At 73.1% G+C, this 13,034-nt stretch carries 12 protein-coding genes; 6 read left to right on the top strand and 6 right to left on the bottom strand.

The annotated features are described in order from the left end of the window. Window positions 1-143 precede the first annotated feature (143 nt). From gcvP to ACZ6QO_RS25745, 3 genes are all read left to right on the top strand, one after another. Window positions 144-3,002 carry an aminomethyl-transferring glycine dehydrogenase gene (gcvP, locus tag ACZ6QO_RS25755; RefSeq protein WP_465854168.1) on the top strand — a complete coding sequence of 953 codons (2,859 nt, stop codon included), beginning with the start codon at window positions 144-146 and terminating at the stop codon, window positions 3,000-3,002. A 102-nt stretch (window positions 3,003-3,104) separates the two neighbouring features. Then, complete coding sequence (locus ACZ6QO_RS25750; protein ID WP_465854167.1) at window positions 3,105-3,923, top strand: tetratricopeptide repeat protein; 819 nt, start codon at window positions 3,105-3,107, stop codon at window positions 3,921-3,923. A gap of 581 nt (window positions 3,924-4,504) precedes the next feature. Beyond that, a complete protein-coding gene (locus ACZ6QO_RS25745) occupies window positions 4,505-5,569 on the top strand; it encodes a ferritin-like domain-containing protein (protein ID WP_465854166.1) in 1,065 nt (354 codons plus the stop codon). Window positions 5,570-5,646: 77 nt separating this feature from the next. Here the strand turns inward: ACZ6QO_RS25745 and ACZ6QO_RS25740 are convergent, their stop codons facing one another. Then, entirely contained in the window at window positions 5,647-6,030 is a 384-nt protein-coding gene (locus ACZ6QO_RS25740) for a hypothetical protein (protein WP_465854165.1), read from the bottom strand. Window positions 6,031-6,111: 81 nt separating this feature from the next. Between ACZ6QO_RS25740 and ACZ6QO_RS25735 the strand changes: the two genes are divergently transcribed. Continuing rightward, on the top strand, window positions 6,112-6,705 hold the full coding sequence (locus ACZ6QO_RS25735) for an alpha/beta hydrolase family protein (RefSeq protein ID WP_465854164.1): 594 nt from the start codon (window positions 6,112-6,114) through the stop codon (window positions 6,703-6,705). 3 nt (window positions 6,706-6,708) lie between these two features. On the opposite strand, the gene ACZ6QO_RS25730 is transcribed toward ACZ6QO_RS25735, so the two are convergent. Together ACZ6QO_RS25730 and ACZ6QO_RS25725 are read right to left on the bottom strand one after the other, a co-directional pair. Then, window positions 6,709-6,909 carry a DUF5999 family protein gene (locus ACZ6QO_RS25730; protein WP_465854163.1) on the bottom strand — a complete coding sequence of 67 codons (201 nt, stop codon included), beginning with the start codon at window positions 6,907-6,909 and terminating at the stop codon, window positions 6,709-6,711. A 326-nt stretch (window positions 6,910-7,235) separates the two neighbouring features. Next, a complete protein-coding gene (locus ACZ6QO_RS25725; protein WP_465854162.1) occupies window positions 7,236-7,862 on the bottom strand; it encodes a TetR/AcrR family transcriptional regulator C-terminal domain-containing protein in 627 nt (208 codons plus the stop codon). 183 nt (window positions 7,863-8,045) lie between these two features. Between ACZ6QO_RS25725 and ACZ6QO_RS25720 the strand changes: the two genes are divergently transcribed. Continuing rightward, a complete protein-coding gene (locus tag ACZ6QO_RS25720; RefSeq protein WP_465854161.1) occupies window positions 8,046-8,423 on the top strand; it encodes a hypothetical protein in 378 nt (125 codons plus the stop codon). 138 nt (window positions 8,424-8,561) lie between these two features. Here ACZ6QO_RS25720 and ACZ6QO_RS25715 read toward each other — a convergent pair whose 3' ends face one another. The 3 genes from ACZ6QO_RS25715 to ACZ6QO_RS25705 all read right to left on the bottom strand — a co-directional run bounded on the left by ACZ6QO_RS25715 (window position 8,562) and on the right by ACZ6QO_RS25705 (window position 12,017). Beyond that, window positions 8,562-10,013, bottom strand: coding sequence for an RNA polymerase sigma factor (locus ACZ6QO_RS25715; RefSeq protein ID WP_465854160.1), 1,452 nt, complete (start codon window positions 10,011-10,013; stop codon window positions 8,562-8,564). Window positions 10,014-10,456: 443 nt separating this feature from the next. After that, entirely contained in the window at window positions 10,457-10,801 is a 345-nt protein-coding gene (locus ACZ6QO_RS25710; RefSeq protein WP_465854159.1) for a hypothetical protein, read from the bottom strand. A gap of 82 nt (window positions 10,802-10,883) precedes the next feature. Then, window positions 10,884-12,017, bottom strand: coding sequence for an AMP-binding protein (locus tag ACZ6QO_RS25705; protein WP_465854309.1), 1,134 nt, complete (start codon window positions 12,015-12,017; stop codon window positions 10,884-10,886). Window positions 12,018-12,159: 142 nt separating this feature from the next. On the opposite strand from ACZ6QO_RS25705, the gene menB reads away from it, so the two are divergent. Beyond that, on the top strand, window positions 12,160-12,981 hold the full coding sequence (gene menB / locus ACZ6QO_RS25700; protein ID WP_465854308.1) for a 1,4-dihydroxy-2-naphthoyl-CoA synthase: 822 nt from the start codon (window positions 12,160-12,162) through the stop codon (window positions 12,979-12,981). Window positions 12,982-13,034 lie beyond the last annotated feature (53 nt).

The following is a 13,034-nucleotide window of genomic DNA, read 5'->3' as shown; positions in this document are numbered from 1 at the left end:
CCAGGCGTGTCTCACCGACGGTGCAAATCCCGTATGCAGGGATGAAGCTCTCAGGTCGCGATGAGGATGTCGCGCTGACAGAGGGGGAGATCCGGCATACGCGCGCGCTCAGCGCCGGTCTCTACCCCTTGTAGGAGGGCCCCATGACCGATCGGTCACCGCTTCGCGACCTCTCCGCACCGCCCTTCGCCACCCGGCACATCGGCCCGTCGGACCTCGACCAGGCCCGCATGCTGGAGGCCGTGGGCTACGCCTCGGTGGCCGACCTGATCGCCGTGGCCGTTCCCGCCGCGATCCGCTCCGGCGAGCCGCTCGACCTGCCCGAGGCGGCGAGCGAGGAGGAGGCCCTCGCCGAGCTGCGCGCCCTGGCCGCGCGCAACAAGGTGCCCACCTCGATGATCGGCCTCGGCTACCACGACACGATCACCCCGGCGGTCATCCGGCGCAACCTGCTGGAGAACCCCGGCTGGTACACCGCCTACACCCCCTACCAGCCCGAGATCTCCCAGGGACGTCTTGAGGCCCTGCTCAACTTCCAGACCGTCGTGTCCGATCTGACCGGGCTGGACGTCGCCGGCGCCTCGCTGCTGGACGAGGCCACCGCCGCGGCCGAGGCCTTGACGCTGGCCCGCCGCGCGGGTCGTGCCAAGAGCCCGGTGTTCGTCGTGGACGCCGACGCCCTGCCGCAGACCAAGGCCGTGCTCGCCACCCGCGCCGAGCCGCTCGGCATCGAGGTCGTGGAGGCCGACCTGGCCGCCGGCCTGCCGGACGGGGAGCTGTTCGGCGTGCTGGTCCAGTACCCCGGCGCCGCGGGCAGGATCACCGACTTCCGCGCGGTGGCCGAGCAGGCGCACGCGCGCGGCGCGCTGGTGGTCGCCGCCGCCGACCTGCTCGCGCTGACGCTGATCGAGGCCCCCGGCACCCTGGGCGCCGACATCGCCGTCGGCTCCTCCCAGCGCTTCGGCGTCCCCTTCGGCTTCGGCGGCCCGCACGCCGCCTACATGTCCGTCCGCGAAGGCCTGCAGCGGCAGATGCCCGGCCGTCTGGTCGGGGTGTCCCAGGACGCCGACGGCCACCCGGCCCACCGCCTGGCCCTGCAGACCCGCGAGCAGCACATCCGCCGCGAGAAGGCCACCAGCAACATCTGCACCGCCCAGGTCCTGCTGGCCGTCATCGCCGGCATGTACGCCGTCTACCACGGCCCCGACGGGCTGCGGCGCATCGCCCAGCGCACCCACCGGCACGCCACCGTTCTCGCCGCCGGGCTGCGCGAGGGCGGCGTCGAGATCGTCCACGACGAGTTCTTCGACACCGTCCTGGCCCGCGTCCCCGGCCGCGCCGCCGAGGTCGTCGCCGCGGCGCTGGAGCGCGGGATCAACCTGCGCCAGGCCGGCCCCGACCACGTGGGCGTGAGCTGCGACGAGAAGACCACCGGCGCGCACCTGACGGCGGTGTGGGAGGCGTTCGGCGTGACCGGCGTCGTGCTGGACGACGTCGACACCTCCACCGCCGACGCCCTGCCGGCCGCGCTGCTGCGCACCACCGGCTACCTCACGCACCCGGTGTTCCAGGCCCACCGCTCCGAGACCGCGATGCTGCGCTACCTGCGCCGGCTGCAGGACAAGGACATCGCCCTCGACCGGTCGATGATCCCCCTCGGCTCGTGCACGATGAAGCTGAACGCCACCACCGAGATGGAGCCGATCACCTGGCCCGAGTTCGCCGGCGTCCACCCCTACGCCCCCGCCGACCAGGTCGAGGGCTACCTGCGGCTCATCGGCGACCTCGAGCGCTGGCTGGCCGAGGTCACCGGCTACGACGCGGTCTCGCTGCAGCCCAACGCCGGCTCGCAGGGCGAGTTCGCGGGCCTGCTCGCCATCCGGGCCTACCACAAGGCCAACGGCGAGCACGAGCGCGACGTCTGCCTCATCCCGTCCTCCGCGCACGGCACCAACGCCGCCAGCGCCGTCATGGCGGGCATGCGCGTGGTCGTCGTGGCCTGCGACGACAACGGCAACGTGGACGTCCCCGACCTCACCGCCAAGATCGAGAAGCACCGTGAGCGGCTCGCGGCCATCATGGTGACCTACCCCTCCACGCACGGGGTGTACGAGGAGACCATCACCGAGATCTGCGGCCTGGTGCACCAGGCCGGCGGGCAGGTGTACGTCGACGGCGCCAACCTCAACGCGCTGGTCGGCCTGGCCAAGCCCGGGTCCTTCGGCGCCGACGTCTCCCACCTCAACCTGCACAAGACCTTCTGCATCCCGCACGGTGGCGGCGGCCCGGGCGTCGGCCCGGTGGCCGTACGCTCCCACCTGGCCCCCTACCTGCCCGGCCACCCGTTCGAGGGCGGGCCCGTGGGCCCGGTCTCGGCCGCGCCGTACGGGTCGGCGGGCATCCTGCCGATCTCGTGGGCCTACGTCCGCATGATGGGCGCAGAAGGGCTCAAGGCGGCCACCGAGCAGGCGATCCTGTCGGCGAACTACCTCGCCCGGCGCCTCGCCCCGCACTACCCCGTGCTCTACACCGGCCGCGAGGGCCTGGTCGCCCACGAGTGCATCATCGACCTGCGCCAGATCACCAAGGAGACCGGGGTCACCGTGGACGACGTCGCCAAGCGGCTCATCGACTACGGCTTCCACGCGCCCACCATGTCGTTCCCGGTGGCGGGCACGCTCATGATCGAGCCGACCGAGAGCGAGGACCTGGCCGAGCTGGACCGGTTCGTCGACGCCATGGTCGCCATCCGCGAGGAGATCGCCAAGGTCGCCTCCGGCCGGTACGACCGGGCGGACAACCCGCTGCGGGGCGCCCCGCACACCGCCGACTGCCTGCTGGCCGACGACTGGAAGCACCCCTACACCCGCGCCGAGGCGGCCTACCCGCTGCCGTCGCTGCGCGAGAACAAGTACTGGTCGCCGGTCCGCCGCATCGACCAGGCCTACGGCGACCGCAACCTGGTATGCGCCTGCCCCCCGCTGGAGGCATACGAAGACTAGGCGACCGTCCTCGGCGGCCCGTCTGGATCGGCATAATATGTCGCGCGCGACGGCGCGCCCGCGTCGCGAGGCCCGGGGATTCCTGACGGAGAAGAGGTCCCGATGGCGGCGCACGAGGTCCGGTCCGGGCGGTCGATCGACGACGCGCGACGGCTCGCCGAGAGCGGCGAGCTGGAGGCGGCCGCCGAGATCTTCGCCGAGCTGGCGGCCGACGAGCGCGAGACCGACCGCGCCCAGGCGGCCGTCGGCCTGGCCCTGGTGCTGGAACGCGGCGGCGACGTCACCGGGGCCAGGGCGGCCGCCCGCACGGCCCTGGCCACCGGCCACCCCGAGTACGCCGCCCAGGCGGCCTGCCACCTGGCGCGCGGGTTCGAGAAGGACGGCATGGCCGACCAGGCCCGCGCCGCCTGGCAGGCGGTGATCGGGGTGGGCACCCCCGCCTACCTGCCCGCCGCCCACCTGGCGCTGGCCCGCATCGCCGAACAGCAGGGCGACGGCCGCGAGGCCGAGGCGTCCCTGCGCGCCGCGCTCGCCACCCGAGACCCGCGGGCCTGTTCGGAGGCCGCGCAGCTGCTGGCCGAGGCGCTGCTGGACGAGGGGGAGCCGGGGGAGGCGGCCGACGTGCTCATCGACGCCCTGGAAGTCCCCGAGGTGCCCGACGCCGGGCGGCTTCGCGTGCTGCTCGGCATGGCGCATCTGGACATGGCGTGCGGGGAGTTCGCCGCGGCCGCCGAGGGCGAGGGCGACGCCGACGGGGTCGCCCTCGCCGTCGAGCTGCTGGCCCGCACGCTGCCCCTGCGCGGGCGCGACGCCGACGCCGAGACGGTGTGGGCCTACGGGCTCGGCCACCCCGACGAGACCGTGGCCGCGCAGGTGCGCCTTCGCCTGAACCGCGACGAGGAACCGCCGCCCGGGCATTGACGCCGGACGGCCGTCCGGGCGGCCCGCGGCGATCGACGTTGACGTGGCGTCAACGTTTTCACGGTCTCCTACGCCAGGCCGCGGACCCCCGGTGCCGGCGGCCCTGCCGCCGGCCATGGCCGTCGAGACGGCGGGCGCCGAGCTGCCTGCGCCTGCGCGAGGCCGCCGAGCGCTTCGCCCGGGCGGCCGGCGAACTGGGCGTGTCGCAGGAGGAGGCCGTGGCCGCCGTCCGCGACGCCATGGAGGCGCGCTAGCGGACCGGCGGGCCGCCACCCCGATCAGTCGCAAAATCCCTCGCAGGTCTGTCACACGCCGTACGTCTGTCCTGTCTTAGCTGGCGATCGAAAGCGAGCAGGTGTCCGCCGTGCGGGACGAAGCGCGGTGCTCAGCGAGGCACGCCCGCGAGATCCGGCGCCTGACCAGGGCTTTCGGCGGTCGTCGCCCGATGCCCGCGGACGTCGAGGCGGAACCGTCCCGGGCCGGGCCCGGCGACCACGTCGCGTGACACCGCCGACGGGCACCTGGCGCTCCTTCGGGGCGGCGCGATCCGTCCCCTTCCGACAGACCGAGGTATGACACCAATGGAACATTCACGACAGCAGAAGCCCGCCGCCGCCTCGTCGGCGCGGATCGACACCCTCGATGGCCTCCGCGAGCACCTGCAGTGGGCGATCGAGCTGGAACACGCGACCTTGCCGCCGTACCTGTGCGCGCTGTACTCGCTCGACCCGGAGCGCAATCCGGAGGCCGTCGAAGTGGTGGGCGGCGTCTTCGTCGAGGAGATGCTGCACCTCGTGCTGGCCGCCAACCTGCTCAACGCCGTTGGCGGCCGGCCGCGGCTGGACATCCCGGAGATGCTGCCGCCGCACCCCCGGCGGCTGCCGCACGGCGACCGGTCCCTGGAGTTGTCGCTGCTTCCCTTCGGCGCCGGGGCGATGGAGATGTTCCTGCGTCTCGAACGGCCGGCGCCGCCCGGCGGTCCGGCCGAGGGTGACGACTACGAGACGATCGGGCAGTTCTACGCCGCGATCGAACAAGGACTGCGCCACCTGTGCGACCGGCTCGGCGAGCGGGCGGTCTTCAGCGGCGATCCGGCCCGCCAGGTGAGCGCGACCCACTTCAGGCACACCGCGGGGCGGCTGATCGCGGTCGACGGTCTGGAGTCCGCGCTGGCGGCGCTGGAAGAGATCGTCGAGCAGGGCGAGGGCGCCTCCCACGGCGAGGTCTGGGACGGTGATCAGGACGTCTTCCACCCTGACCGGGAAGAGGTCGGGCACTACTACCGCTTCCAGGAGCTCAAGGCCGGCCGGCGCTACCGGCGGGGCGACACCCCGCGGTCGGGGCCCACCGGCGAGACGATCTCGGTGGATCCGGCCGGCGTCCGGCCGATGCGGCGCAACCCGCGGATGGCCGACCACGCCGCGGGCAGCGCGATCCGCACGGCCCAGGAGGAGTTCAACCACGCCTACCGCGACCTGCTGCACCTGCTGCAACACGCGTTCAACGGCCGCCCCGAACTGCTCGCGGACGCCACGCGCGCCATGTACGCGCTCAAGGCCCAGGCCCAGGCCCTGATGGGAATGCCCGACGAGGACGGCGCGACGGCCGGGCCGACCTTCGAATACCTGCCGCCCGAGTCGCGTTGACCGAGCGCCGGCGGCCCGAGCCGGCCATCGCGCCCCGCGAGTCCCGTACGCCGCCCGGTGGGGGCCGCGGCGGCCGGTCAGCGGCGCCGGCGGCCGAACGCGGCGGCGACGTTGACCAGGATGATGCCGGTCCAGGCGAGGAACAGCCCCGCCGGCCCGGCCTCCCCGGCGGCGATGGCGGTGAGCGGGATGCCGATGCCGAGCGAGCCGAGCGCGATCGGGATCGTGCTGTCGACCTGCTTGGGATGCCTGCCCGGGCCGGGATGCGGCGCCGCGTACGGCTGGGCCGGCTGCTGGTATCCGTTCTGCGCGGCCACCTCGGCTCGCACCCGGGAGTCGATCGAGGCGTCGATCTTCTCGAGGAACGATTCGATCAGCGCCTGCTCGTAGTCGGGACCGAGGTCCCGGCGGGCCTCGACGGTGGCGCGGAGCTCGTCGCGGGGGAGTGATTTGTCAGGCACCTCCCTAATCTGGCACAGGCGCGCGGCCCGTGACATCCCCCGTGAGAAGTAAAGGCCTACTACCGGAGTACCGTGTCGGCCATGCAGATCATGACGCCGCGGGGGGCGGCGATCGTGGAGGTCGACGAGGCGCCCGCGCCGAGGTTCCTGTTCATCCTCACCCACGGGTCGGCGGGCGGGGTGGACTCGCCCGACCTGCTGTCGGTGCGGGACGCGGTGGTGGCGATCGGCGGCACCGTCGCGCGGGTGCTGCAGCCGTTCAGGGTCGCGGGCGGCCGGGCGCCCGGGTCGCCCGCCAGGCAGGACGAGGCGTGGACGGCGCTGGCGGCCTCGCTCGGACGGCGGTTCCCCGGCCTGGCCCTGGTGCAGGGCGGCCGCAGCAACGGGGCCAGGGTGGCCTGCCGGACGGCCCGCGCCGTCGGTGCGGCGGCGGTGGTGGCGCTGGCGTTCCCCTTGCACCCGCCGGGCCGGCCCGAACGCTCGCGGGTGGAGGAGCTGCGCGCGGCGGGCGTGGACGTGCTGGTGGTCAGCGGTGACCGTGACCGCTTCGGAATCCCCGATCAGGCGGACGCTGCACGCCTGGTGGTGCTCGCGGGTGAGGGACATGACCTCAACAGAGACCCCGCCCGGGTGGGCGAGGTCGTCGCGGACTGGCTAGGCCCTCGGTTCTCGTGACGCTCAGGCCGCGCTGATGGCCAGGTCGGTGGGACGGTGCGGTGCGATGATCGCGCCGTTGGGCAGGAGCTCCCCGGTGTCCTCGAATAGCACGATGCCGTTGCACAACAGGCTCCACCCCTGCTCGGGGTGCGCCGCGATCGTGCGGGCGGCTTCGCGGTCCGGCGCGTTGGTGCTCGGACAGGACGGCTCATGCGGGCACATTGGCGTGCCTCCGGTTTTCTCTCTCGGTCTGGGGCTCGCGAGGGCGTCATCGCCAGGCACCGCTGCCCCGCGCCGATTCCCCCATTCCCCGCCGCACGGGGACGAGCGCTCTGTGGTTGGCGTGTGCGTTACCGCACATCTACAGAGTAAGTGTGCTGCGGGTCACACGCGTACGACATAGCCCATTGGGACGGTTTGGATCCTTCTATTAGGGGGTCCGCGGGGGCCCCGCAGGGCTGGTTCCATGGTGTGACCTGCCACACAAGCCTGCCCCACGGAAGATAACGGTCCAAGCACGACTCGCCGCCGAACCGATAAACGAACGGTTACGGGCGCGAGAGGCCTCTCAACAGGGCCGCAAGGCCGCGCTCGAAGGCGGCGAGGGCCTCCTCTGCGGGCTCGGCGCCGCCGCCCGCCGGCCCCGGCGCCCGCGACCCCGCCGGGGCCTCGCCGTCCTCGTCGCCGCCCGCCGGGGCTGCCCAGCCCGAGCGCTGGATCTCCACGGCCACGCTGCCCATGACGTACGCGCGCAGCGTCCGCACGGCCTGGGCGGCGGCGGCGAGGTCGCCGAAGCCGGAGGCGGCCAACTGCTCGGCCTGCTCCCTGATCGCCATCAGCGCGGTGCCCTGCGGGGGCTTGGTCAGGGCGAGGGCCAGCACGCCCGGGTGCTCCAGCAGCGCGGCGCGTCCCGCGCGGGCCCAGGTGCGGGCGACGTCCTGCCAGCCGCCGCCGCCCGGCTCGACGGCGACGGTGGTGACGTGCTCGGCGAGCGCGTCCATGAGCGCCTCCTTGCCGCGGGGGAGGTGGTGGTAGATCGCCATCGCCTCCACCTGCAGGGCGTCGCCGAGGCGGCGCATGGTGAGCCGGCGAAGCCCCTGGCCGTCGGCGATGTGCAGGGCGGCCTCGATGATGCGCTCGCGGGACAGGGGGATCGGAGGTCGCTTGGCTGGCATACCAGGCATGATCCCGACCGCGACTTACTTTGTAAAGGGCGCCGCGCCGTGTCGCTCGCCCTTCCAGGGGACACCGGGGGGCGAGGCGGTGCCGCGGGCGGCGTACGCTATGGCGAGCGACGAACGCCGGAACACCGGCGATGTGGTGAGAAAGGGCAGGCGATGGCGTTTTTCCGTCCGAGCGTGAGCCGTGAGGCGGAGGTCAGGCACCACGCCGACCAGGAGGTCGGAAAGAGCTTCCCCAAGCTGCTCGACCAGGCGCGTGCGGCCGAGCGCGAGCTGCGCCGCCTCCAGGCCGAGGGGGCCGGCGTCCTTGAGCTGCGGGCGGCCGGGCTGGCCTACGACCGCGCGCTGAGCGACGCCCTGCGCGCCGCCGAGGCCGCCCAGCGGGCGACCCTGGGCGTCAAGGCGTACGACGACCGCATCCGCCGGCGCAAGGGCGTCGCCACGCCGGAGGGCGCCAAGTGGACCGGCGAGGTCGACCGGCTGCGCACCCTGCGCGAGGAGCACCGGCTGACCGGCATCGCCCGCGTGCCGCGCCCCTCCGCCGCCGCGCGCTAGACAGAGCCGCCGCCCGCCGCCGAGCCCGGTATCCGGCACGACGGCGGCGTGGCGGCGGCGGCGTGACGTGCGGCCTGGGAACGGCCGCATGAGAACGGCCTCCGCCCGGGTGGGCGGAGGCCGTGCGCGAACCTGTGGTCAGCTCGCCCAGTCGAGCAGCGGGCGCGTGTTGCTGGGGTGACGGAGCTTGGACAGCGACTCCTTCTCCAGCTGGCGGATGCGCTCGCGGGTGAGACCCAGGTGCTTGCCGATCTCGTCGAGCGTGTGCGGCTTGCCGTCGATCAGGCCGAAGCGCAGCGCCATGATCTTCGCCTCGCGCGGGGTGAGGTTGCCGAGCACGCCACGCAGCTCGGCGCCGAGCAGCTGCCGGTCGACGACCTCGGAGGCCTCGGGGGCGTCGACGTCCTCGATGAGGTCGCCGATCGTCGTCTCGCCGTCCTCGCCGATGGTGGCGTTGAGGCTGATCGGCTGGCGGCTGGTGCGCAGCAGCTCCTCGATCTGGTCGGGGGTCTTGTCGAGCTCCACCGCCAGCTCCTCGGGGGTGGGCTCGCGGCCGAGCCGCTGGTGCATGTCGCGCTCGATGCGCGACAGCTTGGACAGCATCTCGAGCACGTGCACCGGAAGCCGGATCGTGCGGGCCGAGTCGGCGAAGCCCCGCTGGATCGCCTGCCGGATCCACCACATGGCGTAGGTGGAGAACTTGTAGCCCTTGGAGTAGTCGAACTTCTCCACCGCGCGGATCAGGCCGAGGTTGCCCTCCTGGACCACGTCGAGCAGGGCCATGCCGCGGTCGGTGTACTTCTTGGCCACCGAGACCACCAGCCGGAGGTTGGCCTCCAGCATGTGGTCCTTGGCCCGCCTGCCGTCCTCGGCGACCCACTCGAGGTCCTCGCGCCGGGCTCCGGTGAGCGAGGGGTCGGTCTCGAGCTTGTGCTCGGCGTACAGGCCGGCCTCGATGCGCTTGGCCAGCTCGACCTCCTCGGCCGCGGTCAGCAGGGTGCGCCGGCCGATCGACTTGAGGTAGGTGTGCACCGAGTCGCCCATGACCGAGGACTGGTCGTCGAGGTCGAGCGGCTCGTTCTGCAGCTCGTTCTCGTCCGGCTCGGTCCAGGCGTCCTCGGGCTCGGCGATGTCCTCCTGGCCCGCCGGCGGCGCGGCGGGCTGGGGCGCGGCCACCGCAGGGGAGGCCACCGCCTCGGCGGTCTTGCGGGTGGTGCGGCGGGTGGTGTGGCGACGGCGGGTGGCGATGGTGCCCTCGGAGGTCTCGGCGGTGACCGCCGGATCCGCGGTCGTGCTCGTGGTGCGTGTCATTGCGCTCTTCGCGGTAGTCTTCACTGCGCTGCTCTTACGGGTCTTTCGCGCCGGGCCGCCAGGGGTGGGCTCGTTCTCCGCGGCCAGGCTCACGCCGGCCTCGGTGAGCTCGCGCAAGATCGAGCGACCCTTGGCCGGGCTGATCTGCGCTGACGAGAACGCCTCGCGGAGCTCCGCGAGGGAAAGGTGACCTTGCGCTCGCCCTCGGTCGAGGACCTGAGCGAGCGTCGTCGTGGTCGCCTCGCGCGAGGGCGAGGTCGCCGCGGCAGTTCGGGGCATGAGCACACCTCCTCCGTCACGGAGTCGTCATTTCGGTCATGGGATGGCGCGGCGTCAGCGGTTCGGCGCACCAGTATCAATAACGTCAGGCGGCGCGGTTTGTTCCCGTCGCACGCATGGTCGCCGGGACGAGCTTCGTGACGAGCGCGCAGGTCGCCGCCGGTGACCCTGCCGGTGACCCGGCCGGCCGCGGCGTGTCGGGGCTGCACGGTTCCTCCGTTCGTCGGCTCGTCGGCGTTCCGGATCTCCCCTGCCCGCGAACGGCCGTCCCACACGGGATGACCCGCGTTTCACGCGGCCCGCGCGCCCCCGGACGAGCCGCCCCCGGACGAGCCGCCCGGGACGAAGGCCCCGGCCGCCGGCGCGCGGCTTCGGGGCGCGGCCCGCGCACGCAAGGAGGCGGGCGCCATACGGCGGCCCGCCTCCGGCGAAGGGCTCGCGGCCTACTTCGGCTTCTTCTCCCCGGTGATCACCGGGATCGGGAGCGGCTCGGCCTCTTCCATGCGCTTCTCGGTCCAGTACTCCGCGACCTTCTTGGGGTCGCGGTTCATCTGCTCGTCGACGAACATCGACGGCGCGCTCGTGGGCTCGGCGTTCGCGGGAACGTCGGGTCCAGGGATCCGGCCCGGCGCCTCGCCCGGGGCGTAGGTGGCGGAGCTCTCGCTCTGCCGGCCGGCCTTATCGGACTCGACCCGTCCGGTGGCGGCCGCGGCAGCCACGGATATACCCCCGACGAGGACCGCTCCCACCAGACCGGCGGAGATCCACATCTTGCGGGTTGGGTTCATCAAGGCGTCCTTCCTAGATCCACTGCTGACGATATGACGCGCTGGATGGGACTTCCGGTTCCCTCTTGACGCGACATTGTGGTCAACGAACATCACGTACGCCAACAAAACCAGAAATATCCTCACGTATCGCTACAAGATCGTGCTTGCCGTTCGGCAGCAGTGGCAGCCGTTCCCGCAACGCCAGCGCGCGCGGCGCCGCGTACCCGGGCAGGCGCTCCTTCACCAGGGCGCGCAGCTCGCCCAGGACCGGGGGAGCGCCCGGGTCGGCGGCCACCACCACCGCGACGACCTCCTCGCCCCACTCGGGATGCGGCCGCCCCACGACGACGGCGTCGCGGACGCCCGGATGGCCGGACAGGATGCCGGCCACGACCCCGGCCACCACCTTGCGCCCCCCGGTGTTGATCACGTCGTCGGCGCGGCCGAGCACGCGCAGCCGGCCCTCCTCCAGCGCGCCGAGGTCGGAGGTGAGGTACCAGCCGTCCCGCAGGGCGGCGCCGGTCAGGTCGGGGCGCAGGCGGTAGCCGGAGAACAGCACCGGCCCGGACAGGCGCACCCGCCCGTCGGCGCCTGCCGCGACGCGCACCCCGTCCAGCGGGACGCCGTCGTAGACGCAGCCGCCGCACGTCTCGCTCATGCCGTAGGTGGTCACCACGCGCGCGCCCGAGCCGCGCGCCCGCCGCAGCAGGTCCGGCGGCGCGGCGGCGCCGCCCAGCAGGATGGTGCGGAACCGCGACAGATCGGCGCCGATGTCGATCATGCGCCTGAGCTGGGTGGGGACCAGCGAGACGTGGTCGGCGCCGCCGCCGGCGACCGCCTCGGGGGAGAACCGCTCGTGGATCAGCGGTTCGGCGCCGGCCAGCAGCGAGCGGACCAGCACCAGCAGCCCCGACACGTGCGAGACGGGCAGGCAGCACAGCCAGCGCTCGCCCGGCCGCGCGCCGAGCCGGTCCAGCGAGGCCGTGGCCGAGGCGGTCAGGGCGGCGGCGGACAGCTCCACCCCCTTGGGGACGCCCGTCGACCCGCTCGTCGCGATGATCGCCGCGGTGTCCCCGGCCGCCGGCACCCCGTCCGGGCGCGCCCGCACGCCCTCGGCGGTCACCACATGGGTCGGGCGCAGCGCTTCGAGCGCCTCCCGGAGGGCCGGCGCCGGAAGGTCGGGGGCCAGGGGCAGCACAGCGGGACCGTCGTCCAGCAGCGCCGCGCGAACCATGCCGAACAGGTCAGGACCGGGAGGTAGAACCACCGCGTGCACAGGACGCTCAGTCACGGTCGTAAGGTTAGTCCCGATGAGAGGGGCCCCGGCCGTGGCCTTGCGGGGGCGACGCGCAGGTGAGTGAGGAGATAGCGTGACCGTGAGCACTGTCGACTGGAAGCGGTCGGGTGACTACGAGGACATCATCTACGAGACCGCCGAAGGCATCGCGAAGATCACGATCAACCGGCCTGAGCGGCGCAACGCCTTCCGCCCGACCACGCTCTTCGAACTGCAGCACGCCTTCAACGCCGCGCGCGACGACGGCGACGTCGGCGTCATCATCTTCACCGGCGCCGGCACCGAGGCCTTCTGCTCCGGCGGCGACCAGAAGATCCGCGGCGACGACGGCTACATCGGCCCCGACGGCATCGGCCGGCTGAACGTCCTCGACCTGCAGATCCAGATCCGCCGCCTGCCCAAGCCGGTCATCGCCATGGTCGCCGGGTACGCCGTGGGCGGCGGTCACGTGCTGCACGTCGTCTGCGATCTCACCATCGCGGCCGAGAACGCCGTGTTCGGGCAGACCGGCCCCAAGGTCGGCTCCTTCGACGGCGGCTACGGCGCGTGGCTGCTCGCCGAGACCGTCGGGCTGAAGAAGGCCCGCGAGATCTGGTACCTGTGCCGGTTCTACAACGCCCAGGAGGCCCTCGACATGGGCCTGGTCAACACGGTCGTCCCGCTCGAGCGGCTGGAGGAGGAGACCGTCCAGTGGTGCCGCGAGATGCTGGACAAGTCGCCGCTGGCCCTGCGCATGCTCAAGGGCGCCATCAACGCCGTCAGCGACGGCGCGGCCGGCATGCAGCAGTTCGCCGGTGACGCCACCCTGCTGTACTACATGAGCGAAGAGGCGCAGGAGGGCCGCGACGCCTTCAAGGAGAAGCGCCGCCCCGACTTCTCCCGCTTCCCGCGCCGCCCCTAGATGAGGGCCTTCCCCCTTTCCCCGCGTGGCCGCCCCGCCGGGCGGCCCGCCAG

It is taken from the genome of Sphaerisporangium sp. NPDC049457, assembly GCF_055586705.1.
The sequence above is the reverse complement of the archived record's forward strand: the minus strand, read 5'-3'. Positions and strand labels throughout refer to the sequence as shown.

Bases quoted from the DNA above. Each gene is read 5' to 3' on its own strand.
- gcvP (WP_465854168.1), top strand. From the start codon at position 144: ATGACCGATCGGTCACCGCTTCGCGACCTCTCCGCACCGCCCTTCGCC.
- ACZ6QO_RS25750 (WP_465854167.1), top strand. From the start codon at position 3,105: ATGGCGGCGCACGAGGTCCGGTCCGGGCGGTCGATCGACGACGCGCGA.
- ACZ6QO_RS25745 (WP_465854166.1), top strand. From the start codon at position 4,505: ATGGAACATTCACGACAGCAGAAGCCCGCCGCCGCCTCGTCGGCGCGG.
- ACZ6QO_RS25735 (WP_465854164.1), top strand. From the start codon at position 6,112: ATGCAGATCATGACGCCGCGGGGGGCGGCGATCGTGGAGGTCGACGAG.
- ACZ6QO_RS25730 (WP_465854163.1), bottom strand. From the start codon at position 6,909: ATGTGCCCGCATGAGCCGTCCTGTCCGAGCACCAACGCGCCGGACCGC.
- ACZ6QO_RS25725 (WP_465854162.1), bottom strand. From the start codon at position 7,862: ATGCCAGCCAAGCGACCTCCGATCCCCCTGTCCCGCGAGCGCATCATC.
- ACZ6QO_RS25715 (WP_465854160.1), bottom strand. From the start codon at position 10,013: ATGCCCCGAACTGCCGCGGCGACCTCGCCCTCGCGCGAGGCGACCACG.
- ACZ6QO_RS25710 (WP_465854159.1), bottom strand. From the start codon at position 10,801: ATGAACCCAACCCGCAAGATGTGGATCTCCGCCGGTCTGGTGGGAGCG.
- ACZ6QO_RS25705 (WP_465854309.1), bottom strand. From the start codon at position 12,017: ATGGTTCGCGCGGCGCTGCTGGACGACGGTCCCGCTGTGCTGCCCCTG.